Source organism: Burkholderia sp. COPS (assembly GCF_019425585.1).
Taxonomy (GTDB): domain Bacteria; phylum Pseudomonadota; class Gammaproteobacteria; order Burkholderiales; family Burkholderiaceae; genus Burkholderia; species Burkholderia cepacia.
Map to the genome: position 1 here is coordinate 18447 of NZ_WIXR01000026.1, position 23054 is coordinate 41500.

Genomic DNA, 23054 nt, shown 5'->3' on the forward strand with positions numbered 1-23054 from the left:
CTAGCGGCGCGAAACGTCATGGAGCAGATGGATTGTGTCGTGATCGGCGCGGGCGTCGTCGGTCTTGCGATTGCGCGCGAACTGGCCGCGCGCGGGCGTGAAACGCTCGTGCTCGAGGCCGCCGATGCGATCGGCACGGGTACGAGCTCGCGCAACAGCGAAGTGATCCATGCGGGGCTCTACTATCCGCGCGGGTCGCTGAAGGCGACGTCGTGCGTGCACGGGCGCGACCTGCTGTACGAATTCTGCGAGACGCATCACGTGCCGCACCGGCGCACCGGCAAGCTGCTCGTCGCCACCAGCGTCGCGCAGGTGAAGCAGTTGAAGGCGATCGCCGCGCGCGCGGCCGAGAACGGCGTGCTCGACCTGATGCCGCTCACGCGTGCCGAGGCGCAGACGCTCGAGCCCGCGCTCGAATGCGTCGAGGCGTTGTTCTCGCCGTCCACCGGCATCGTCGACAGCCACCAGCTGATGCTCGCGCTGCTCGGCGACGCCGAGCGCGACGGCGCCGTGTGCGCGCTGAAATCCCCGGTCGAATCGATCGACGTGCTGCGCGGCGGGCGCTTCGTCGTGCGCACGGGCGGCGACGCGCCCGCCGAGATCGAGGCCGCGTGCGTGATCAACAGCGCGGGCCTCGGCGCGCAGGCGCTGGCGCGCCGCACGCGCGGCCTCGACCCGCGCTGGGTGCCGCCGCTCTATCTCGCGCGCGGCAATTACTTCAGCCTGTCGGGCCGCGCGCCGTTCTCGCACCTGATCTACCCGATGCCCGATCGCGCGGGGCTCGGCGTGCACCTGACGCTCGATCTCGGCGGGCAGGCGCGCTTCGGCCCGGATGTCGAGTGGTGCGATTCGCTGCGCTACGAAGTCGATCCGGCGCGTGCGACCGCGTTTTACGCGTCGATCCGCTCGTTCTGGCCGGGCTTGCCCGACGACGCGCTGCAGCCGGCCTACGCGGGCATCCGGCCGAAGCTCGCGGGGCCCGGCGAGCCGCCGGCCGATTTCATCGTGCAGGGCGCCGCGCAGCATGGCGTGCGCGGGCTCGTGAACCTGTTCGGCATCGAGTCGCCGGGGCTCACCGCGTCGCTCGCGCTCGCGCAGCGCGTGGGCGACATGGCGGCTTACCGCTGATGTGGCGGGCGTGTAGCGGGCATGTCGCGTGTGCGTGTCGGCCAGGTTGCAGGCACGTGGCAGCCGTGTGAAATTCCTTATCTCTGGAATTTCGGCGCGCACATTTATTCGCTTGAGCGTTATTCTGTCGAACGGCTGTCGCCAGAACAGCTTTCAAACCGATAACGTTGGAGCGAGTCCCCCATGAAAACATCCCGTCGGAGTTTCCTGATTACGAGCATTGGTGCCGTGTCCGCGCTGGCGCTGTCGCGCGAAGCGCTGGCCGATGCACCGATGCTGTCGGAAACCGATCCGACCGCCGTGGCGCTCGGCTACAAGGCCGATGCCACGAAGGTCGACAAGACGAAGTACCCGAAATACGCAGCGGGCCAGGATTGTGCGGCCTGCATGCTGTACCAGGGCAAGAAGGGCTCGGCCTCGGGCCCGTGCGGCGCCTTCCCCGGCAAGCAGGTGTCGGCGAAGGGCTGGTGCAGCGCCTTCTCGAAGATGGGTTGAGGCCCGTGCGGCATCGTGCGATGCCGCATTGTGGCGAAAACCGCAAAACGCCCGCCCTCGAACGATGGCGGGCGTTTTTTATTGCTTGAAAACGGTTCCGTCGCTTTCTACACTCGCTGCAAACCAGCGCGCCGCGGGCACCCCGCGCACCGCGCCGCCCGACACGGCGTACTGACGAGGACGAGGCACGCATGGCGACGATTGCGAATTCAACGAAAACGATTCGGCCCGAGCGTGCGCTGAACCGCCGCGCGGTGTTCGCCGCCGTGATCGGCAACGCGCTCGAGTGGTACGACTTCACCGTGTTCGGCTTCATGACGGTCGTGATCGCCGAGCTGTTCTTCCCGACCTCCAGCGAATATTCGTCGCTGCTGCTGACGACGGCGACGTTCGGCGTCGCATTCTTCATGCGCCCGATCGGCGGCATCGTGTTCGGGCTGTACGCGGATCGCGCCGGCCGCAAGGCCGCGCTGTCCCTCGTGATCCTGTTGATGACGGGCGGCATCTTCCTGCTCGCGGTCGCGCCGCCCTACGCGGCGATCGGCATCGGCGGGCCGATCCTGATCGTGCTGGGCCGCCTGCTGCAGGGCTTCTCCGCGGGCGGCGAATTCGGCAGCGCGACGGCGCTGCTGATCGAGGCCGCGCCGTTCTCGAAACGCGGCTTCTACGGCAGCTGGCAGATGGCGAGCCAGGCGGCCGCGCTGCTGATCGGCGCGCTCGTCGGCGCGGCCGTCACGCGCGGGCTGTCGCACGATGCACTGCGCAGCTGGGGCTGGCGCGTGCCGTTCATCCTCGGGCTCGTGATCGGCCCGATCGGCTTCTACATCCGCCGCCATCTCGCCGATTCCGAAGCGTTCCTGCATGCGCAGCAGAACGCGCGCCGCGCGACGCTCGGCGAAGTGTTCACGCGCCACCCGCGCGAGGTGCTGTGCGGGCTCGGCTCGGTGATCGCGCTGACGGTGACGATCTACGTGCTGATCAGCTATCTGCCGACCTTCGCGGTGAAGCAGCTGAAGCTGCCCTACGCGGAATCGTTCTACGCGGTGATCGCCGGCAACCTGCTGCTGATGGTGCTGTCGCCGGTCGCGGGCGCGTGGTCGGACCGCATCGGCCGCAAGGGGCTGTCGCTGTGGTCGCTGGTGCTGACGCTCGCGCTGATGTATCCGCTGTTCGCGTGGCTCGACGCGGCGCCGAGCATCGCGCGGCTGATCGCGGTGCAGGTCGTGCTGTCGATCACGCTCGCGGGCTACTACGGGCCGTTCGGCGCGATGATCGCCGAACTGTTCCCGGCCAACGTGCGCTCGACCGGGCTGTCGATCGCGTACAACGTCGCGGTGATGCTGTTCGGCGGTTTCGGGCAGTTCATCGTCACGTGGCTGATCAAGGTCACGGGCACGCCGCTCGCGCCGACTTACTACGTGATGGCGGGAATCGCGCTGTCGATCGTCGCGGTCGCGTTCGTGCCCGCGCGCAGCGCCGATCTCGACGCACCCGCGTGACGACATGACGATTTGAAGACGATTATCGGATCGTTTCGCAAAACGCAATGATGTGCTGCGGAACACGCGGAAACGGCGCATCGAGCCTTCGTGTTCGCGCCCGAATTGTTTAGTCGTCGAACGAAACTTGCGCGAGATGAACGGAATTGTCGCTCGCGCGCGTTTTCGCATTTTTTACCCCCACTAAACATCGGCACAAACCCGCGCGGGCATGTAGAGGAGTTTTTTCTCCAGCTTGTTGCCACATCGTTAGCTCAAGTAATATCCGCGTACGCCGGCCCCTGGCGGGCCGGTTCCGACCTGGAGACCTGGAGGAAACATGGAATACAATCGTCTGTTGCACACCCTGCGTGTTACCGCCATTGCAGGCGTGGCAGCGGCATCGCTCGGCGTCGCGGGTTCTGCATTCGCACAGATTCCGAACAAAACGCTCGTCTACTGCTCAGAAGGCAGCCCGGCGGGTTTCGATTCCGCGCAATTCACGACCGGCGTCGATTTCACCGCCGCCACGTTCACCGTCTACAACCGCCTCGTCGAATTCGAGCGCGGCGGCACGAAGGTCGAGCCGGGCCTCGCCGAGAAATGGGACGTATCGTCCGACGGCAAGGTGTACACGTTCCACCTGCGCCACGGCGTGAAGTTCCACACGACCGACTTCTTCAAGCCGACGCGTGAATTCAACGCGGACGACGTGCTGTTCACGTTCCAGCGCATGCTCGACCCGAACCAGGCGTTCCGCAAGGCGTACCCGGTGTCGTTCCCGTACTTCACCGACATGGGCCTCGACAAGCTGATCACGAAGGTCGAGAAGGTCGATCCGTACACCGTGAAGTTCACGCTGGCCGAGCCGAATGCGCCGTTCATCCAGAACATGGCGATGGAATTCGCGTCGATCCTGTCGGCCGAATACGGCGACCAGCTGATGAAGGCCGGTAAGGCCGCCGACATCAACCAGAAGCCGGTCGGCACGGGCCCGTTCATCTTCCGCAGCTACACGAAGGATGCGACGATCCGGTTCGACGGCAATCCTGATTACTGGAAGAAGGGCGAAGTGAAGATCTCGAAGCTGATCTTCTCGATCACGCCCGACCCGGGCGTGCGCGTGCAGAAGATCAAGCGCAACGAATGCCAGGTGATGAGCTATCCGCGTCCGGCCGACATCGCGACGCTGAAGGCCGATTCGGGTGTCGACATGCCGTCGCAGGCAGGCTTCAACCTCGGCTACCTCGCGTACAACGTCGAGCACAAGCCGGTCGACAAGCTCGAGGTGCGTCAGGCGCTCGACATGGCGATCAACAAGAAGGCGATCCTCGAATCCGTCTACCAGGGCGCCGGCCAGGCGGCTTCCGCGCCGATGCCGCCGACCCAATGGTCGTACGACAAGAACCTGAAGATGGCCGCGTACGACACCGCGAAGGCGAAGGCGCTGCTGGCGAAGGCCGGTTATGCGAACGGCTTCGAGATCACGCTGTGGGCGATGCCCGTGCAGCGCGCGTACAACCCGAACGCCCGCCTGATGGCCGAGATGATCCAGGCCGACTGGGCGAAGATCGGCGTGAAGGCGAAGATCGTCACGTACGAGTGGGGCGAGTACATCAAGCGCGCGCACTCGGGCGAGCAGGACACGATGCTGATCGGCTGGACGGGCGACAACGGCGACCCGGACAACTGGCTCGGCACGCTGCTCGGCTGCGAAGCGATCAAGGGCAACAACTTCTCGCACTGGTGCTACAAGCCGTTCGACGAGCTGGTCCAGAAGGGCCGCACGACGACGGGCCAGGACGCGCGGACGAAGCTCTACACGCAGGCCCAGCAGATCTTCGCGCAACAGCTGCCGTTCTCGCCGATCGCGAACTCGACGGTCTACCAGCCGGTGCGCAAGAACGTGGTCGACATGCGTATCGAGCCGCTCGGCTATGCTCGTTTCGACGGTGTTGGCGTGAAGTAATACGCCTGTCGTAAGCTGTCGCGAAGACCGGCTAATTCATCCGGCGGCGGGAGGCCAAAAGCTTCCCGTCGCCGGTCGCACATTTCCCACAAGAAAATACGAGACGCATCATGTTCACATTCGTGTTGCGCCGCGTGGGGATGGTGATCCCGACCTTCATCGGCATCACCATCCTGGCGTTTGCGCTGATTCACCTGATACCGGGCGACCCCATCGAAGTGATGATGGGCGAGCGCGGCGTCGATCCCGCGATGCATGCGGAGGCGATGAAACGCCTCGGGCTCGACCAGCCGCTGCCCATGCAGTACCTCCACTACATCGGCCGGGCGCTGCATGGCGACCTCGGCACGTCGATCATCACCAACACGAGCGTCGCGGGCGAGTTCTTCGCGCGCTTCCCGGCGACCGTCGAACTGTCGCTGTGCGCGCTCGTGTTCGCGCTCGCGGTCGGCCTGCCGGCCGGCGTGATCGCCGCGCTGCGGCGCGGCTCGGTCGTCGATCACGGCGTGATGGGCACCGCGCTCACCGGCTACTCGATGCCGATCTTCTGGTGGGGGCTGATCCTCATCATGGTGTTTTCGTCATACCTCGGCTGGACGCCCGTGTCGGGGCGTATCGCCGTCGAATACGACTTCCCGCATCCGACGGGTTTCATGCTGATCGACGCGCTGCTCGCGCCGGACGAAGGCTCGTTCAAGTCGGCGGTCAGCCACCTGATCCTGCCCGCGATCGTGCTCGGCACGATCCCGCTCGCGGTGATCGCACGGATGACGCGCTCGTCGATGCTCGAAGTGCTGCGCGAGGACTACATCCGCACCGCACGCGCGAAGGGGCTGTCGCCCGCGCGCGTGGTCGTCGTGCATGCGCTGCGCAATGCGCTGATCCCGGTCGTCACCGTGATCGGCCTGCAGATCGGCACGCTGCTCGCGGGCGCCGTGCTGACCGAGACCCTCTTTTCGTGGCCCGGTGTCGGCAAGTGGCTGATCGATGCGATCGGCCGTCGCGACTATCCGGTCGTCCAGGGTGGCATCCTGCTGATCGCGACGCTCGTGATCGTCGTGAACCTGGTCGTCGACCTGCTGTACGGCGTGCTGAATCCGCGCATCCGCCACACGAGGTAATTCCATGAGCAATCTGCAAAACACCTTGCCGAGCGAATCCGCGCCGGCCGGCGGCCGTGCGCTCGCGCTGCGCGAGTTCTGGGCCAACTTCTCGCGCAACCGCGGCGCCGTCGGCGCCGGGATCGTCGTGATCGTGCTGATCCTGGTCGCGCTGCTCGCGCCGCTGCTCGCGCCGCACAGCCCGGTCGAGCAATACCGCGACTACGTGAAGATTCCGCCCGCGTGGCTCGCGGGCGGCAACTGGCAATTCATCCTCGGCACAGACGAAGCGGGCCGCGACATCCTGTCGCGCCTGATGTTCGGCGCACGGATGTCGTTCTGGATCGGCTTCGTGTCGGTCGTGCTCGCGCTGATCCCCGGCATCGTGCTCGGGCTCGTCGCCGCGTTCTTCCAGAAGTGGGCCGACACGCCCGTGATGCGCATCATGGACGTGCTGCTCGCGCTGCCGTCGCTGCTGCTCGCGGTCGCGGTCGTCGCGATCATCGGCCCGGGCCTCACCAACACGATGTTCGCGATCGCGATCGTCGCGCTGCCGGCCTATGTGCGTCTCACGCGTGCGTCGGCGCTCGGCGAGCTGCAGAAGGAGTACGTGACGGCGTCGCGCGTGGCCGGTGCCGGCACGCTGCGCCTGATGTTCTCGCAGGTGCTGCCGAACTGCACGGCGCCGCTGATCGTGCAGGCGACGCTCGGCTTCTCGTCGGCGATCCTCGACGCGGCCGCGCTCGGCTTCCTCGGCCTCGGCGTGCAGCCGCCGACCGCCGAGTGGGGCGCAATGCTCGCTTCTGCGCGCGACTACATCGACAACGCATGGTGGATCGTGACGATGCCCGGCCTGTCGATCCTGATTTCGGTGCTCGCGATCAACCTGCTCGGCGACGGGCTGCGCGACGCGCTCGATCCCAAACTGAAGCGGATGGCATGACATGAGCGAGAACCTACTGACCATCCGCAATCTCGCGGTGAACTTCAACGGCCTGCCCGCCGTCGACCGGATCAACCTGTCGATCGCGCCGGGCGAGGTGGTGGGCGTCGTCGGCGAATCGGGCTCGGGCAAGAGCGTGACGATGATGGCGCTGATGGGCCTGATCGACGCGCCGGGCAAGGTGACGGCCGACGAGGTCACGTTCAACGGCGTGGACCTGCTGAAGGCATCGCCGAAAGCGCGCCGCAAGATCGTCGGCAAGGACATCGCGATGGTGTTCCAGGATGCGCTGACGAGCCTGAATCCGAGCTACACCGTCGGTTACCAGATCAAGGAAGTGCTGAAGCTGCACGAAGGGCTGCGCGGCGACGCGCTGCACCGGCGCGCGCTCGAACTGCTCGACCAGGTCGGCATTCCCGATGCGAAGAACCGCATCGCGTCGTTCCCGCACCAGATGTCGGGCGGGATGAACCAGCGCGTGATGATCGCGATGGCCGTCGCGTGCAACCCGAAGCTGCTGATCGCCGACGAGCCGACCACCGCGCTCGACGTGACGATCCAGGCGCAGATCATGGACCTGCTCGTGAAGCTGCAGAAGGAGCGCGGGATGGCGCTCGTGCTGATCTCGCACGACCTGGCCGTGGTGTCGGAAGTCGCGCAGCGTGTCGCGGTGATGTATGCGGGCGAGGTCATCGAGACCAATCGCGTGCCCGACATCTTCCGCGCGCCGCATCATCCGTACACCGAAGCGCTGCTCGCCGCGATTCCCGAGCACAATAAGGGGGCGCGTCGCCTTGCCGCATTGCCGGGCATGGTGCCGGGCCGCGATGATCGCCCGTCCGGGTGCCTGTTCGCGCCGCGCTGCAAGTACGTCGTCGACGATTGCCGCAAGGCGCGGCCGGCGCTCGATACGCTGGTGCCGGCCAACGATGCGATGCGTGCGCGCTGCATCAAGCCGCTCAATGTTTCCAACCTCGACCTGACGGGAGGTGCACGATGAATGCAGTCAATCAGACGCGTGCCACGCCGCACGACGAGGAAGCCGTGCTCGTGGCCGACGGCCTCGCGAAACACTATTCGGTGAAACGCGGGATGTTCGGGCAGGGTACGGTGAAGGCGCTGAACGGCGTGTCGTTCTCGCTGAAGCGCGGCAAGACGCTCGCCGTCGTCGGCGAATCGGGCTGCGGAAAATCCACGCTCGCGCGCCAGCTCACGATGATCGAGACGCCCACCGCGGGCCACTTGACGATCGACGGCAAGGACGTCGCCGGCGCGAGCCGCGAGACGGTCGCCGACCTGCGCCGCCGCGTGCAGATGGTGTTCCAGAACCCGTTCGCGTCGCTGAACCCGCGCAAGACCGTCGAGCAGACGCTTTCCGAGCCGCTCGAGATCAACGCGAACCTGACGGCCGCCGAGCGCGCGCAGCGCATCGCGCAGATCATGCGCACGGTCGGCCTGCGGCCCGAACACGCGAAGCGCTATCCGCACATGTTCTCGGGCGGCCAGCGCCAGCGTGTCGCGATTGCGCGCGCGATGATCCTCGATCCGCGCATCGTCGTCGCCGACGAGCCGGTGTCCGCGCTCGACGTGTCGATCCAGGCGCAGATCCTGAACCTGTTCATGGATCTGCAGGAGCAGTTCAAGACGAGCTACGTGTTCATCTCGCACAACCTGTCGGTGGTCGAGCACGTCGCGGACGACGTGATGGTGATGTACTTCGGCAGCGTCGCGGAGCTCGGCGACAAGGCGACGATCTACGCGCGGCCGCGCCATCCGTACACGCGCGCGCTGATGTCGGCGACGCCGGCGATCTTCGAGGAAGACCGCCGCGTGCAGATCAAGCTGCAGGGCGAACTGCCGTCGCCGCTCAATCCGCCGTCGGGCTGCGCGTTCCACCAGCGCTGCCCGTATGCGGTCGAGCGCTGCCGTGCGGAGGAGCCGCAGCTGCGCGAGGTCGACGGCCGGCGCGTGGCCTGCCATCGGGCCGAGGAGGTAGGGGAGGCGAATGCCTGAAGTGATGGCGGCGCGCGCGTCCGGCGTGCGCCGTGCGGGGGCAAGCGGCGCGCGCGTGATGCGCGCGTACCGCTACGCGCGGCGCTGGGGCGTGCGTACCGTCACGGGCGCGGCGCTGGCCGGCGCGTGCGTGGCGGCCAGCCTCGTGGTTCCCGTCGAATCCGCGCGCGCCGAAGGGCGCGCGCCGGCCACTTCACCGATCCATCCGTCGCAAGTCCCGCCGCCCGGCATGAGCCTGCCGGGCTTTCATGCACCCGCCGTGTCGAACGGCACGGTCGCGAGCGGCGCGGTGCGCGTGCAGCCCGCGCGCATGCCGTTCTACGTCGCGACCAAGGGGCGTGTCACGCTCTACGTGCTCGGCACGCTGCACACGGGCGATCCGTCCGATTACCCGAGCGCGCAGCCGTTCCGGCCGCGCATTCTCGCGGCGCTCGCCGCGTCGCCGACGCTCGCGCTCGAGCTGTCGCCCGACGACCTGCTCGAATCGCAGGACGACGTGTCGAAGTACGGCGTATGCCGCTACCCGTGCCTGCAGCGCCTGCTGCCGGAGCCGCTGTGGCAGCGGCTCGCGGCGCGCCTGCGCGGCAACCCGGCCGCGCTCGCCGAGATCCGCAAGATGCGGCCGTGGCTCGCGGCGCTCGTCGTCGAGACCTACGATTCGCTGTCGGCCGGCCTGCAGACCGAATACGGCACCGAGGCGCAGTTGCAGAACGTGTTCCTGAAGAAGAAGGGCGGCCGCGTGATCGGGCTCGAGACGCTCGCCGAACAGATGCGCGCGTTCACCGGGCTGACGCTCGCCGAGCAGCGCGAGATGCTCGCGCAGGACATGGTGCAGACGCCCGCGCAGAACGCCGACGACATCAAGGCGCTGCATCGACTGTGGCGAATTGGCGACGCCGATGCGATCTCGGCGTGGGCCGTCGCGAAGAGCGAACGGCTCGCGCGTTCGAAGGTGTTGTCGGCGTCGATCGACAACAAGATCGTGTACGAGCGCAACCGCCGCTTTGTTGCACGGATGACGGCAATCGCCGCACCGAACCGGCCGCTGTTCGTCGCGATCGGCGCGCTGCATCTGGGTGGCCCGCGCGGCGTGCTCGAATTGTTGCGCCAGCAAGGATACCGGGTCGACGCGAACTGATCGCGCCCGACGGCCCGCACCGATCTTCCCCTGTTTGATTGGCCTCGCGCACCCGCGGCGAAACGCGTGCGCGTGGGCGGCAATCGATAAGGAAAACCCTTGAATCGTCGGAAAATAGCGTTTAAAACGATTGACATCCCGTTCCGCCAATATCTATTCTTCACCCCACAAGTTGAAAAAATGAAAAGAATAGATAAGTTCTACGGGGTAGCAGAAATAAGCGCGGGGTTAGCGTTGCCGGCACGTGAAGCACGTGCCGGCCGCGGAGTGTCTGCATGCACGGCGGGGCCAATCATCGTCGGACAAAACATGCATGCAGGCCGACTTGCAGATAAGCAACGTTCCGTCGTCTGACCGGGGAATGCAGTGATCGGGCGGCGGCGGACGTTTTTTAATCCGGAAGATTTTTCCGGTCACCGTCGAAAGACGGTTTCGGGGGGCGAATCGACAGACGGCGAAGCCGCAGCGATTGCGCCAACGGAAAAGCGCCACGAGGGCGCTTTTTTCTTTTGTGCCGCCGATCCGTTCCGATCGCGATCGCGCGCGTCCTGATGCGCTGCTGCGCATCGCCCCCTCGCTTGCCGGGCACGCCGGCATGATCCATACACCGCCTGCGGGCGCATCTGTTCCATCGTCGAATCGCACGCTGCACGCGCATCGGGCGTGCACTACGGTCCACGGATTGGCGGATTGGACGGTATGCGATTGTTTCGAGATGCCCGCGATGGCACCGTCGACGTTCTGCCTCAGGTGCGAACAGGAGTGGACGGATGCAACGAGAAGGACGCGAGCGCCTGCCGGTGCTGGTGGTCGATGGGCACCCGATCGTCGCGGATGCGATCGGCGGGGTGCTCGTTGACCTCGACAACCGGCTCGACATTACGGTTTGTCACAGTGCAGTCGGTGCGATCGATGCTTTTCGTCGGGTGCCCGCGTGGTTCCGGATTCTTGTGGATCTCGAGATGCCCCGCGGCGGGCTGGCGCTGGCACGACAGTTTCACGCGTCGGGTATTGCCGATCGATGCGCGATCGTCACGGCCGGCGCGCGGCCGTCGTGGATCGCCGAGGCGAAGCGCCTCGGCATGATCGCGTACGTCGTCAAGGATGCACCGCTCGGCGTGTTCTCCGGCGCATTGCAGTCGATACTCGACGGGCGCCCTGCGTTTCCGGAAATCGCGGCGGGCATGCGGTTGACGGCGCGCCAGCAGGATGTTCTGCAGTTGCTTTGCGCGGGGTATTCGACGAAGGAAATCGCGGTGATGCTGAGTCTGGCCATCGGCACGGTCGACAATCACATTGCGAGCGCGATGCGGATACTGGGTGTGAGGAATCGCACACACGCCATTACGCGGGCACTCGCGCTCGGGATGATCGATGCATGCGAAGGTGAGGGATGGCAGAGCGGATCGGGCGAGCCGGTTGCCCGCAAGCGTGGTGCGATGTCGGCGTGAACGAGCATGTTGATCCGCTGTCAGCGTCGTCGCGGCCGGCTGAGATCTATTTCGAGCAACAGCGAATACACGAGGAATACGACGGCCCCCGCGCTCCATTTGAACAGTTCCCAGGTGCCCAGCAGGTACAGCGCTAGTGCGGATAGTGTGGAAAATATGAGACCTCTGACTGCTCCGCCAGCCAGGGTGCCGATCCACCCACCTCCCAGACGAGGAGCAAGAGGACCGAGAAAGATGCCGTACCGGGCAAATTTTCTCAGCGTTTCGGCGAGGGTTTTGTTTTTCATTGATTGACGGGCCGCATGATCGATTCGGACGATCTCGTCCAACGGACATCGTTTCGGTGGTGTCGCACAAACAGGGTCGATCAGCCGGCGCGTGTCGCGGCTAGTGGCGATGGGCCCAGCGGCAGACTACTTCGCTTCCCAGCATGGCAAGAAACATGGGCGCTGTGGATGCGATCCAGGGCATAGGGGTTCCGATGTCGCTGAAGCAAAGAACAACAGCATTGATGATTGCGAACAGCGCCGTTTTCGCGGCGGCGGCCGTGATAATTCCAGTGCGGCCGCCTCCGAAGCGGGATGCAAGCGGACTGAACTGAACCCGGCGAATCAGGGGGCGTTTCAGTGCGTTCATTGCGGTCGGAATTTCATCGGTTTGAGTTCGTTTGGGGTTTCTGCACGACGCGTGACGTCAGTGTCGATTTTTGCGGCTCCATCGGAATTCGACCCGGAGCGAGTAGAGAAGCGCGGTTGAGGTGACGATTAGCCACCCGAAAGTCTTTTGTGACGAGAAGGCGCGAAGCAGAATCGCATAGGGAAGCGAAACTATCGCTGTCCGGATGGTTGCCGCAAGAATGATGCCCTTCCAGTTGCCTCCGAAACGGGGGGCTAGCGGAGCAAGAAAAACGCCGTAGGTCCAGTATCTCATCAGCATGTCGGTGACCGTGCGGAGTTTCATTGGCTGGAGCGCTTTTTGATCAAGATTCGTCAGGTCGGGGAGGAACATTGCCCCGGCCGGGTTGGTCGGGGCTTCGACTCGATCAGAACCGGCAAATCCAGCTTTGAGAAGGGAAATTCCCTCCGCCAGCCAGGATGGCCATTTGAGGGCCGGCCAGCGCTCCCAGCGCTGTTGCGATCGCGAGGTCGGCGAGATTGATCGGGTTCGGATTGAGCGTACAGGTAATTGCGCCGCTGGCTTGGTTGGTTTCGTTTTGCGTCAGAACTCGCCTGAATTTAGGTATCCTGTAAATACGAGCAAGCCGATCGCTATTCGATTGACCGTCTCCCCTCAAACTTAACAGCGGTTCGGTCGTCAGAAAATATGGAATTTCTCACGGTTTTTTTTGAGACAAGGCGTTCCGTGATTTTGGCGTAGTGTGCGTGAGTTTCTCCGCGGCCCCGGCGGATCGATTTTTTGGGCGCAGGTCAAAGGAGTCGCAATAGCGTGCCTTTCAAATGGAGGCGCTTGCCGAGAGGGAGACTTCGGGGAGCGGTCGAAATCTGTCGTTTTCGACGATGGGAGAAACTTGGCAACCGGTGAAGGCGCGTCGGATGCTCAGGCTATCGCGACGCACGCAGGCGATGCGGCTTGCACTCAAGAAGCGCTACGCGTGGAGCAAGGGACTGCGGGCGGGGGATGGCTTACGTCCCCTCGTCCGCCTGCAGCGCACCCGGCGCCACCACATCGACACCGGAGGCCTCGAGCGCCGCTCGAATCCGCTTCGCGAACGCGAGCGCATGCGGCCCGTCGCCATGCAGGCAGACGGTCTGCGCATTGAGCGGCACCCATTCGCCGCTCAGTGCCCGCACCTGACGGTTGCGCACCATGTCGAGCGTGCGCGCGAGCACCGCGTCTTCATCGTCGATCAGCGCGCCGGGCTGGCTGCGCGGCACGAGCGAGCCGTCCGCGCGGTAGCCCCGATCGGCGAATACTTCCTCCACCGCGGCGAGCCCCGCATGCCGTGCGGCCGCGACGAACACGCTGTTCGCGAGCCCGAACACCGCGAGCGACGGATCGAAGTCGCGGATCGCGGACACCACCGCATCGGCGATCATCGGGTCGCGCGCGGCCTGGTTGTACAGCGCGCCGTGCGGCTTCACGTGCGCGATGCGCCCGCCTTCGGCCTGCGCGATCGCCGACAGCGCGCCGAGCTGGTACAGCACGCCGGCATAGATGTCGCCGGCCGGCAGCTGCATTTCCTTGCGGCCGAAATTCTCCGGATCGTGAAAGCTCGGGTGCGCGCCGATCGACACGCCCTTCTGCACGGCCCAGCGCACGCAGTCGCGCATCGCATTCGCGCCGCCTGCATGCCAGCCGCATGCGATGTTCGCCGATGTGACGAGGTCGAGCAGCGCCTCGTCCGATCCGCATCCTTCGCCGAGATCGGCATTCAGATCGATTTCCATGGTGTTCCTCGTCCACTGATTGCGTGGCCCGTTCTTGCTGCTACTGCCTTCGGTACTGCTACCGCCATCGTCATGCCGCGCGCGACTGGGCGCGGCGGCGCGCTTCCTCGCGCAGGTCGATCGCCACGTCGATCTGCCGCAGGTAGGCACGTTCTGCGGCCAGGGCGGCGCGCGCGGCGTCGGGTGTCGTGCGCACGAAGCGGATCGGCAGGTTGAGCCGCGCCTGCGCGAGTTTCCACAGGTCCGCACGGATCACCGTGCCGATCTTCGGGTAGCCGCCGGTGGTCTGCGCGTCGTGCATCAGCACGATCGGCTGGCCGTTCGGCGGCACCTGGATCGTGCCGGGCAGCACCGCATGCGACAGCAGCTCGGCCGGCCGCTCGCGCACGAGTTCGACGCCCGCAAGCCGATAACCCATGCGGTTGCTGTTCGCCGTGACGAGCCATTCCTCGTCCCAGAACGCCTGCTGCGCATCGGCGGCGAACGACGCGTAGTCGGGGCCCGGCAGCACGCGCACGGGCATCGCCCACGGCGCATGCGCGGGGCGGTGGCGGCGCGGCGGCTCGTCGACGCGCGCGAACGCGCACCACGCCGGCGCCTTCACGCCGAATTCGGGCGCATCGGCCGCGAGGCAGCCCATCCCGGCCGGAAGCACGCCGACCGGGAGGCGATCGCCGTCGCGCAGCGCGCGGCCGCCGAGGCCGCCGAAGCGCGACGCGAGATCGGTACTGCGCGAGCCGAGCATCGGCAGCACGTCGATGCCGCCGGCGATGCACAGGTAGCCGCGCATCCCGCGTTTCGCGGCCGGCAGCACGAGCGTCTGCCCGGCCTCGACCGGCAGGCTCCACCACGAATATACGCGCCGGCCGTCGAGCGTGGCGCCGAACTCGGTGCCGGTGATCGCGATGCGGGTCGCGCGCGTGAAGCGGAAGGCGGCCGGGCCGATCGTGATTTCGACGGCGGCCGCGTCGGGACGGTTGCCGACCAGCCGGTTGCCGACCTCGAGCGCGAGGCTGTCGAGCGCGCCGCCCTGCGCGACGCCGAGATGGCGCGAGCCGCGGCGGCCGAGATCCTGCACGGTGGACAGCGGGCCGGCCCGCACCACCTCGATGGTGCCCGGTGCGTTGTTCTGGGTCATCGCGCGTCGACTCCCGCAATGGTGAAGCGCACGCGGTCGCCGGGCAGCAGCAGCGTCGGCTGCGGCCGCGCCGGATCGAACAGCACGTGCGACGTGCGGCCGATCAGTTGCCAGCCGCCGGGAGACGTGGCCGGGTAGATGCCTGTCTGTGCGCCGCCGATGCCGACCGAGCCGGCCGGCACCTCGAGGCGCGGCGCCGCGCGGCGCGGCGTGTGCAGCGCGGCATCGAGCCCGCCGAGATACGCGAAGCCCGGCTGGAAGCCGACGAAGAACACGACGTAGGCGCCGGCTGCGTGGCGCGCGACGACTTCGTCGGCCGACAGGCCGGTATGGGCGGCGACGGCCGCCAGGTCGGGGCCGGCGGCGCCGCCGTACTCGACCGGGATTTCGACCTCGCGACCGTCCGCATGCTCGACGTCGGCCGTTTCCCACGCGTCGCGCAGCGCGGGCGTGAGCGAGTCGGCCGTCGCGGCGAGCGGGTCGAACACGATGGTCAGGTTGTTCATGCCGGGGACGACGTCGATCACGTCGGGCCACGCGCGCGCGGCCTCGGCAACGGCCCAGACGCGGCGCTGGCAATCGAGCGTGGCGGGCGGCGGCACCTCGCAGACGAGGGCGGCATCGCCGAGCGGATAAATGCGGGGTTGCGTCATCGGACTGGCACGGTTCGGACGGCAATGTTAGCGCACATTGTCAATAAAATATCGACAACTTCCCAATAAGCGTTTTCGCCTAGCCCGTATGTCCGGGCTTCTGGCGTACACTCGGCACACCCTGTCATCCGGCTTGCTCCGTCTTTACATGAAGCGTCCTGCGACCAAGATCGTGTCATCCGAACACCTCGTTTCCGATTCGAGCGCGGAGCTGTCGGAGCTCGAATACGGGCTCATCATGGCAGGCAACGCGTTCAACCGGTGGATGGTGCGCTGCATGTCGGCGGCCGGCGCGAAGGACATGACGGCGGTCGAGGTGTCGCTGCTGCATCACGTCAGCCACCGTGAACGCAAGAAGAAGCTCGCCGACATCTGCTTCGTGCTCAATATCGAGGATACGCACGTCGCGACCTATGCGCTGAAAAAACTGATCGCCCGCGGCTATGTGAAGAGCGAGAAGAGCGGCAAGGAAGTGTTCTTCTTCGCGACCGACGCGGGCCGCGACCTGTGCCTGAAGTACCGCGAGGTGCGCGAGCACTGCCTGATCGAGACGCTGAAGGACAGCGGGCTCACCAACGAGCAGATCGGCGACGCGGCGCAGTTGCTGCGCAACGCATCGGGCCTGTACGACACGGCCGCGCGCGCGGCGGCGTCGCTGTAAGCGGTCGGGTAGGGGGCGGGCCGGGGTTGCGCCGGCCGTGGCGCGCGGCAATGCGCCGGCGGGCGTGCGACGACGGACGCGGCGGCGCCCGCCGCATCATCCGGCGGCCGGGTAGAGCGCGCCGTCGGTCACGATCCAGCCCAGTGCGAGATCGTGCGCTTCGGCCGGCAGTGCGTCGACGCGGCACGCTTCATAGGCGATGCCGACCGTCACGGGCGGCTGGCTGCCCGGCCACGCGGCGAGCGTGCGGTCGTAGTAGCCGCCGCCGTAGCCGAGCCGGTAGCGCTGCGGATCGAATCCCACGCAGGGAATCAGCAGCAGGTCGGGCACGACGACGATTCCCGACGCCGGTTCCGGAATCCGGTGATGGCCTTCGCGCATCGGCGTGTGCGTGTCCCATGCGTGGAACTCGAGCGGCGTGTGCCGCTCGCCGATCACGGGCAGCGCGGCGCGCCGGCCGGCACCGGCCGCGCACCAGGCGAGCACGGCATCGCGCGCATCGAATTCACCCGGCAGCGGCCAGTAGAACCCGACCGTGCGCGGCGCGAGCCGTTCGAGCAGCGTGCGCAGCCGCGCGTCGAGCGCGGCATTCGCGGCGGGTTGCGACGCGGCGTCGCGACGCGCGCCGGACAGCGTTTTGCGTAGCGCAACCTTCGGGTTCGGCACAGGGTTGCGTGCTATGCTTTCGCTCACTTCGTGCTCCATTCAAAACGATGTCGAACAGCCTTTTCCGAGTATATCGCGCGGTCGCGCTGACGCTTTCGGCCACCGCGCTCGTCGCGGGCACGGCCGCGTGCGCCGCACCGAACGACGATACGGTCTCCGGGGACGACCAGACCTTCGTGCAGCTTCGTGAAGCCGCGCGCCGCAACGACGCCGCGAAAGCCGCGCAGCTCGCGTCGATGATTCCGAACTATCCGGTACCGTCCTACGTCGAGTATTTCCAGATCAAGCCGCAGTTGTTCGATTCGACGGGCCGCGCGCGTGTGGATGCGCCGGACGCGCCCGTGCAGTCGTTCCTGCAGCGCTACGATGGCCAGGCGATCGCCGACCGCCTGCGCAACGACTACCTGCTCGTGCTCGGTGCGCGCCACGACTGGCGCAACTTCGACGATCAATACAAGCGCTTCGTGCTCGACGACGACACGCAGGTCAAGTGTTATGCGCTCGAATCGCGCGCGGCGCGCGGCGAGAACGTCGCCGATGCGGCGCGTGCGCTGCTCGTCGAGCCGAAGAATTACGGCGACGCATGCGTCGACCTGATCACCGCGCTGACGGTCAACCAGCAGTTCACGAGCGACGACGTGTGGCAGCAGGCGCGCCTCGCGTACGAGCAGAACTACACGACGCTCGGCGGCAAGATCGTCGACGCGCTCGGCGCGCGTCCGGTCGGCTTCGACCAGGCGACGAGCGCGCCGCCGCTGTACCTCGCGCGCGGCGTCGGCCCCGACGCGACGTCGCACCAGCTCGCGCTGATCGCGCTCGGCCGCATGGCGCGCAACGATCCGGACGCGGCCGCCGGCATGCTCACGACGGTCGCGCCTTCGCTGACCAAACAGGAGCAGGCGATCGCGTGGGGCGCGATCGGCTACCAGGGCGCGATCAAGCGCTCGCCGCTCGCATCGGTCTGGTATGCGAAATCCAAGAATGCGCCGCTGTCGAACCCGGGCTACGAATGGCGCACGCGCGCCGCGCTGCTCGCCGGCAACTGGCCGATGGTGCGCTGGTCGATCGAGCAGATGCCGCCGTCGCTGCGCGACGATCCGGCGTGGATCTACTGGCATGCGCGCGCGCTCAAGCAGAGCGGCGACACGCTACAGGCGAACCAGGAATTCGAGCAGGTCGCCGGGCAGTACAACTTCTACGGGCAGCTCGCCGGTGAAGAGCTGGGCCAGCGCACGACGATCCCGCCGCGCACGAAGGTGAGCGACGCCGAGATCGACGCGATGGGCAAGATTCCGGGCTTCGCGCTCGCGCAGCGTTTCTACGCGCTGAACCTGCGCCTCGAGGGCAACCGCGAATGGAACTGGCCGCTGCGCGGGATGACCGATCGCCAGCTGCTCGCGGCCGCCGAGTACGGCAAGCGTGTCGACCTGCTCGACCGCACGGTCAACACGGCCGACCGCACGAAAGCCGAGCACGATTTCACGCTGCGCTACCCGTCGCCGTACCGCAACATCGTCGAGCGCTACGCGCAGTCGACGGGCCTCGACACCGAATGGGCGTACGGGCTGATCCGCCAGGAGTCGCGCTTCATCACGAGCGCGCGTTCGTCGGTGGGCGCGGGCGGCCTGATGCAGCTGATGCCGGCCACCGCGCAGATGGTCGCGAAGAAGCTCGGCCTCGGCACGATCTCGCGCACGCAGATGCACGACATCGATACCAACATCCAGCTCGGCACCTGGTATCTGGCGGACATCTACAACAACTTCGACAGCTCGCCGGTGCTCGCGACGGCCGGCTACAACGCGGGCCCGGGCCGGCCGCGCCAGTGGCGCCAGGTGTTGACGCAGCCGGTCGAAGGCGCGATCTTCGCGGAGACGATTCCTTTCAACGAGACGCGCGACTACGTGAAGAACGTGCTGTCGAACACCGTCTACTACGCGGCGCTCTTCGAGGGCAAACCGCAGTCGTTGAAGAAACGTCTAGGCATGATCTCGCCCTGATAAGCAATCTTCACACTGCCGCGCGAGACGCGGCAGTGTTCTTTTGAGGCCCACATCATGGATCGCCAGACCGTCGCGCTGCTGGGCGGCACCGGCTTCATCGGCAGCCGGCTCGTCAATGCGCTGATCGAAGCCGGCAAGCAGGTACGGATCGGCACGCGCCGGCGCGACCACGCGCGCCACCTGCAGATGCTGCCGGTCGAAATCGTCGAGCTCGAAGCGCTCGACACGCGCACGCTCGCGCGCTTCGTCGCCGGTGCGCACGCGGCGATCAACCTCGTCGGCGTGCTGCACGGCGGCCGCGGTACGCCCTACGGGCCCGGCTTCGAGCGCGCGCACGTCACGCTGCCGGCCGCGCTCGCGACCGCCTGCACCGAGGCGGGCGTGCGGCGCGTGCTGCACATGAGCGCGCTCGGCGCCGATTCGCATGGCGCGAGCATGTACCAGCGCTCGAAGGGCGACGGCGAGGCCGCGCTGCATGCGATCGCGGCGACCGATTCGCTCGCGCTGACGATCTTCCGCCCGTCGGTCGTGTTCGGCCCCGGCGATGCGTTCCTCAACACGTTCGCGAACCTGCAGCGCACGGTGCCCGTGCTGCCGCTCGCGATGCCCGACGCGCGCTTCCAGCCCGTGTTCGTCGGCGATGTCGTGCGTGCGTTCGTCAACACGCTCGATCTCGCGGCCGCGCACGGCAAGACCTACGAACTCGGCGGCCCGACCGTCTACACGCTCGAGCAGCTGGTGCGCTATTGCGGCACGCTGGTCGGCCGGCAGGCACGCATCGTGCGGCTGCCCGACGCGCTCGCGCGGCTGCAGGCGAGCGTGTTCGAATGCCTGCCCGGCGAGCCTGTGCTCACGCGCGACAATCTCGCGACGATGTCGGTGCCGAACGTGCTGTCGGGGCCGCTCGCGCCGGAGCTCGGGATCTCGCCCGCGAGTCTCGAAAGCATCGCGCCCGCGTATCTCGGCCAGGCCGCGCAGCGGTCCCGGTTCGACTGGTTCCGCTCGCGCCGCTAGGCGTTCAGCTTCACCCTTTTCACCTTCTCGCTTTCCGGAACACCGTCATGAAACTCGTCATTGGAGACAAGAACTACTCGTCGTGGTCGATGCGTCCGTGGCTGCTGCTCGTGCATTTCGGCATCCCGTTCGACGAGATCGCGATCGAGCTGCGTCACGACGACACGGCCGCACGCATCCTCGAGTATTCGCCGTCCGGCAAGGTGCCGTGCCTGATCGACGACCACGGCGTCGCGATCTGGGATTCGCTCGCGATCGCCGAGACGCTCGCCGAACGCTATCCGCAGTTTCCGATGTGGCCGGCCGATCCGCTCGAGCGCGCGCATGCGCGCTGCGTCGCGGCCGAGATGCATGCGGGCTTCGCGGCGCTGCGCACGCAGATGGGCATGAACGTGCGCGCGTCGATGCCGGGGCGCGGCGCGACGCCCGATGCGCTCGCCGACGTCGCGCGCATCGACGCATTGTGGAGCGCGTGCCTCGAGGCGTCGGGCGGGCCGTTCCTGTTCGGCGAATTCGGGATTGCCGATGCGATGTACGCGCCCGTCGTGATGCGCTTCAACACGTACGCGCCGGGCCTGTCGCCGGAGGCGGCCGGTTATGCGGCCCGCGTGACGGCGCTGCCGGCCGTCCAGCGCTGGATCGACGCCGCGCGCCGTGAAACGAACGTGATCGCCGAATTCGAGCCGCAGCCATGAACATCTACGCTGTAGGCGGTGCGATCCGCGACGAATTGCTCGGCGTGCCCGTGCAGGACCGCGACTACGTGGTGGTGGGCGCGACCCCCGAGCAGATGGCCGCGCAGGGTTTTCGGCCGGTGGGCAAGGATTTCCCGGTCTTCCTGCATCCGCGGACGCAGGAGGAGTACGCGCTCGCGCGCACCGAGCGCAAGACGGCGGCCGGTTATCACGGCTTCCAGTTTCATTACGCGCCGGACGTGACGCTCGACGAGGATCTCGCGCGGCGCGACCTGACGATCAACGCGATGGCGCGCGAGGTGAGCCCGGAGGGCGAGCTGGTCGGGCCCGTGATCGACCCGTTCGACGGGCAGGCCGACCTGCGCGCGCGTGTGTTCCGCCATGTGAGCGATGCGTTCGTCGAGGATCCGGTGCGGATCCTGCGCATCGCGCGCTTTGCCGCGCGGTTCGCGGATTTCACGGTCGCGGACGAAACGCTCGCGCTGATGCGGCGGATGGTCGATGCGGGCGAGGTCGACGCGCTCGTGCCCGAACGCGTCTGGCAGGAAATCGCGCGCGGGCTCATGGAGGTGAAACCGTCGCGGATGTTCGCGGTGCTGCGCGAGTGCGGCGCGCTCGCGCGCATCCTGCCCGAAGTCGATGCGTTGTGGGGCGTGCCGCAGCGCGCCGACTACCACCCGGAGGTCGACACCGGCGTGCACGTGATGATGGTCGTCGACTATGCGGCGAAGCAGGGTTATTCGCTGCCGGTGCGCTTCGCGGCGCTCACGCACGATCTCGGCAAGGCGACGACGCCTGCCGACGTGCTGCCGCGCCATATCGGCCACGAGGGACGCAGCGTCGACCTGCTCAAGCCGTTGTGCGAACGGCTGCGCGTGCCGAACGAATGCCGCGATCTCGCGCTCGTGGTCGCGCGCGAGCACGGCAACCTGCATCGCGTGATGGAGATGGGCGCGGCCGCGCTGGTGCGGCTGTTCGAGCGCAGCGACGCGCTGCGCAAGCCGGCGCGTTTCGCCGAGATGCTGCAGGCGTGTGAATCGGATGCGCGCGGGCGGCTCGGGCTCGATACGCAGCCGTATCCGCAGGCCGAGCGGCTGCGCGTCGCGCTCGCGGCCGCGCGCAGCGTCGATGCCGGCGCGATCGCGCGCGGCATCGGCAACGATACGGAGAAGATCCGGGAGGCCGTGCATCGCGCGCGGATCGAGGCTGTCGCGCAGGCGCTCGCGATCGGCGAATAGGGCGGCAGGAAGGTCGGCAGGAAGGGCGGCAGGAAGGGCGCGCGTCGCGCGCCTGCAAAGCCGTTATGGCTTCTTCTTGCGTGCCGGCTTGGCGGCCGCCGCGCGTTTGCCGGCGGCCGCGCGCGGCTTGGCTGCCGCCTTCTGGTCTTTTTTCACCGAGCCGGCGGCCCGATCGCGATCCGCCCGTTCGGGCGCCGGCGCGCGGCGGCTCGTGCGCGGTTCGCCCGCCGTGGCGCGCACGACGGGGGCCGGTTTCGTGGTGTCCGTCGTCGCGGACACGAACCCGGCGCGACGGTCGTCGAACAGCGGCAGCGTGCCGACCGCGATCAGCTCGGCCGGCCCGTCGCCCACGTTGGCGACCCGATGCCGCTTGCGCGCGTCGAAGTGCAGCGAGTCGCCGGGCGACAGCGGGTAATGCTTCTTGCCGATCGTGAAGCAGATCCGGCCGGCCAGCACGTACACGAATTCGTCGCCGCCGTGCGCCACCCATTCCGAGCGGTAGCCTTCCATCATCCGCACCTTGAGCGCGTTGATCTGGCTGCCGTCGAACGTGGTGGACAGGCGTTCGTACCATTGCGACGTGGCGTCGAGCGCGTACGCCTTGCGGCTGCCCTCGTGCGAATCGGGCCGCACCTGGCGCGGCTGGTCGATCAGCGCGCCGAGCGGTACGTCGAGCGCCTTCGCGACGTTGACGAGCGACGACAGCGAAATGCCCGTGAGATGGCGCTCGACCTGGGACAGGAACCCGACCGACAGTTTCGCTTCGGTCGCGACTTCCTGCAGCGTCTTCTTCGCTTCCCGGCGCAGGCGGCGAATGCGCTGGCCGATACGCATGAGGTCTGAATCCATGAATCTCTTTCGCG

The 23054-nt window shown here is 67.0% G+C and carries 24 protein-coding genes; 16 read left to right on the forward strand and 8 right to left on the reverse strand.

The genetic code is table 11. From position 1 onward, the window contains the following. Nucleotides 1-18 precede the first annotated feature (18 nt). From FOZ70_RS23290 to FOZ70_RS23340, 11 genes are all read left to right on the forward strand, one after another. Nucleotides 19-1128: an NAD(P)/FAD-dependent oxidoreductase gene (locus tag FOZ70_RS23290; RefSeq protein WP_111998590.1), complete on the forward strand. Its 1110-nt coding sequence runs from the start codon at nucleotides 19-21 to the stop codon at nucleotides 1126-1128. A 183-nt stretch (nucleotides 1129-1311) separates the two neighbouring features. Continuing rightward, nucleotides 1312-1623: a high-potential iron-sulfur protein gene (locus FOZ70_RS23295; protein ID WP_021163765.1), complete on the forward strand. Its 312-nt coding sequence runs from the start codon at nucleotides 1312-1314 to the stop codon at nucleotides 1621-1623. A 191-nt stretch (nucleotides 1624-1814) separates the two neighbouring features. After that, the gene (locus FOZ70_RS23300; RefSeq protein WP_021163766.1) at nucleotides 1815-3122 is read left to right on the forward strand and encodes an MFS transporter; all 1308 of its coding nucleotides are present in this window, start codon (nucleotides 1815-1817) and stop codon (nucleotides 3120-3122) included. A gap of 319 nt (nucleotides 3123-3441) precedes the next feature. Next, entirely contained in the window at nucleotides 3442-5070 is a 1629-nt protein-coding gene (locus tag FOZ70_RS23305) for an ABC transporter substrate-binding protein (protein ID WP_021163767.1), read from the forward strand. A gap of 110 nt (nucleotides 5071-5180) precedes the next feature. Next, nucleotides 5181-6191 carry an ABC transporter permease subunit gene (locus tag FOZ70_RS23310; RefSeq protein ID WP_011353491.1) on the forward strand — a complete coding sequence of 337 codons (1011 nt, stop codon included), beginning with the start codon at nucleotides 5181-5183 and terminating at the stop codon, nucleotides 6189-6191. A gap of 4 nt (nucleotides 6192-6195) precedes the next feature. Beyond that, nucleotides 6196-7113, forward strand: a complete 918-nt coding sequence (locus FOZ70_RS23315) for an ABC transporter permease subunit (protein ID WP_021163768.1) — start codon at nucleotides 6196-6198, stop codon at nucleotides 7111-7113. Nucleotide 7114: 1 nt separating this feature from the next. Then, nucleotides 7115-8113, forward strand: coding sequence for an ABC transporter ATP-binding protein (locus FOZ70_RS23320; RefSeq protein ID WP_021163769.1), 999 nt, complete (start codon nucleotides 7115-7117; stop codon nucleotides 8111-8113). Next, a complete protein-coding gene (locus tag FOZ70_RS23325) occupies nucleotides 8110-9126 on the forward strand; it encodes a peptide ABC transporter ATP-binding protein (protein WP_059863533.1) in 1017 nt (338 codons plus the stop codon). Before FOZ70_RS23320 ends, FOZ70_RS23325 begins: the two co-directional genes overlap by 4 nt. Continuing rightward, on the forward strand, nucleotides 9119-10264 hold the full coding sequence (locus FOZ70_RS23330) for a TraB/GumN family protein (RefSeq protein WP_048026611.1): 1146 nt from the start codon (nucleotides 9119-9121) through the stop codon (nucleotides 10262-10264). Before FOZ70_RS23325 ends, FOZ70_RS23330 begins: the two co-directional genes overlap by 8 nt. 99 nt (nucleotides 10265-10363) lie before the next feature. Next, a complete protein-coding gene (locus tag FOZ70_RS23335; RefSeq protein ID WP_124469190.1) occupies nucleotides 10364-10618 on the forward strand; it encodes a hypothetical protein in 255 nt (84 codons plus the stop codon). Between the two features lie 416 nt (nucleotides 10619-11034). After that, nucleotides 11035-11715 carry a response regulator transcription factor gene (locus FOZ70_RS23340; RefSeq protein ID WP_219706858.1) on the forward strand — a complete coding sequence of 227 codons (681 nt, stop codon included), beginning with the start codon at nucleotides 11035-11037 and terminating at the stop codon, nucleotides 11713-11715. 20 nt (nucleotides 11716-11735) lie between these two features. Here FOZ70_RS23340 and FOZ70_RS23345 read toward each other — a convergent pair whose 3' ends face one another. The 6 genes from FOZ70_RS23345 to pxpB form a co-directional block, all read right to left on the reverse strand. Further along, nucleotides 11736-12044, reverse strand: a complete 309-nt coding sequence (locus FOZ70_RS23345) for a hypothetical protein (RefSeq protein ID WP_111998588.1) — start codon at nucleotides 12042-12044, stop codon at nucleotides 11736-11738. Nucleotides 12045-12102: 58 nt separating this feature from the next. After that, nucleotides 12103-12351, reverse strand: a complete 249-nt coding sequence (locus tag FOZ70_RS23350) for a hypothetical protein (RefSeq protein ID WP_219706860.1) — start codon at nucleotides 12349-12351, stop codon at nucleotides 12103-12105. A gap of 57 nt (nucleotides 12352-12408) precedes the next feature. Next, on the reverse strand, nucleotides 12409-12723 hold the full coding sequence (locus tag FOZ70_RS23355) for a hypothetical protein (RefSeq protein ID WP_219706862.1): 315 nt from the start codon (nucleotides 12721-12723) through the stop codon (nucleotides 12409-12411). A gap of 635 nt (nucleotides 12724-13358) precedes the next feature. Beyond that, nucleotides 13359-14123: a 5-oxoprolinase subunit PxpA gene (gene pxpA, locus FOZ70_RS23360; RefSeq protein ID WP_059483934.1), complete on the reverse strand. Its 765-nt coding sequence runs from the start codon at nucleotides 14121-14123 to the stop codon at nucleotides 13359-13361. A gap of 70 nt (nucleotides 14124-14193) precedes the next feature. Beyond that, nucleotides 14194-15261: a biotin-dependent carboxyltransferase family protein gene (locus tag FOZ70_RS23365; RefSeq protein WP_059483932.1), complete on the reverse strand. Its 1068-nt coding sequence runs from the start codon at nucleotides 15259-15261 to the stop codon at nucleotides 14194-14196. Continuing rightward, nucleotides 15258-15914, reverse strand: coding sequence for a 5-oxoprolinase subunit PxpB (pxpB, locus tag FOZ70_RS23370; protein ID WP_059496547.1), 657 nt, complete (start codon nucleotides 15912-15914; stop codon nucleotides 15258-15260). The genes FOZ70_RS23365 and pxpB overlap by 4 nt, the downstream gene beginning before the upstream one ends. 148 nt (nucleotides 15915-16062) lie before the next feature. On the opposite strand from pxpB, the gene FOZ70_RS23375 reads away from it, so the two are divergent. Then, entirely contained in the window at nucleotides 16063-16575 is a 513-nt protein-coding gene (locus FOZ70_RS23375) for a winged helix DNA-binding protein (protein WP_021163776.1), read from the forward strand. A gap of 96 nt (nucleotides 16576-16671) precedes the next feature. Here the strand turns inward: FOZ70_RS23375 and FOZ70_RS23380 are convergent, their stop codons facing one another. Next, entirely contained in the window at nucleotides 16672-17280 is a 609-nt protein-coding gene (locus FOZ70_RS23380) for a 5-formyltetrahydrofolate cyclo-ligase (protein ID WP_059483929.1), read from the reverse strand. An 8-nt stretch (nucleotides 17281-17288) separates the two neighbouring features. Between FOZ70_RS23380 and FOZ70_RS23385 the strand changes: the two genes are divergently transcribed. From FOZ70_RS23385 to FOZ70_RS23400, 4 genes are read left to right on the forward strand one after another with little or no spacing between them, the layout of a single operon-like run. Continuing rightward, nucleotides 17289-19241, forward strand: a complete 1953-nt coding sequence (locus tag FOZ70_RS23385) for a lytic transglycosylase domain-containing protein (protein WP_048026618.1) — start codon at nucleotides 17289-17291, stop codon at nucleotides 19239-19241. A 57-nt stretch (nucleotides 19242-19298) separates the two neighbouring features. Next, a complete protein-coding gene (locus tag FOZ70_RS23390; protein ID WP_059483926.1) occupies nucleotides 19299-20258 on the forward strand; it encodes a complex I NDUFA9 subunit family protein in 960 nt (319 codons plus the stop codon). A 47-nt stretch (nucleotides 20259-20305) separates the two neighbouring features. Beyond that, a complete protein-coding gene (locus FOZ70_RS23395; RefSeq protein ID WP_042977654.1) occupies nucleotides 20306-20953 on the forward strand; it encodes a glutathione S-transferase family protein in 648 nt (215 codons plus the stop codon). Next, nucleotides 20950-22191, forward strand: coding sequence for a multifunctional CCA addition/repair protein (locus FOZ70_RS23400; RefSeq protein ID WP_021163148.1), 1242 nt, complete (start codon nucleotides 20950-20952; stop codon nucleotides 22189-22191). Before FOZ70_RS23395 ends, FOZ70_RS23400 begins: the two co-directional genes overlap by 4 nt. Before the next feature lie 63 nt (nucleotides 22192-22254). On the opposite strand, the gene FOZ70_RS23405 is transcribed toward FOZ70_RS23400, so the two are convergent. Next, nucleotides 22255-23040, reverse strand: coding sequence for an XRE family transcriptional regulator (locus tag FOZ70_RS23405; protein WP_219706864.1), 786 nt, complete (start codon nucleotides 23038-23040; stop codon nucleotides 22255-22257). Nucleotides 23041-23054 lie beyond the last annotated feature (14 nt).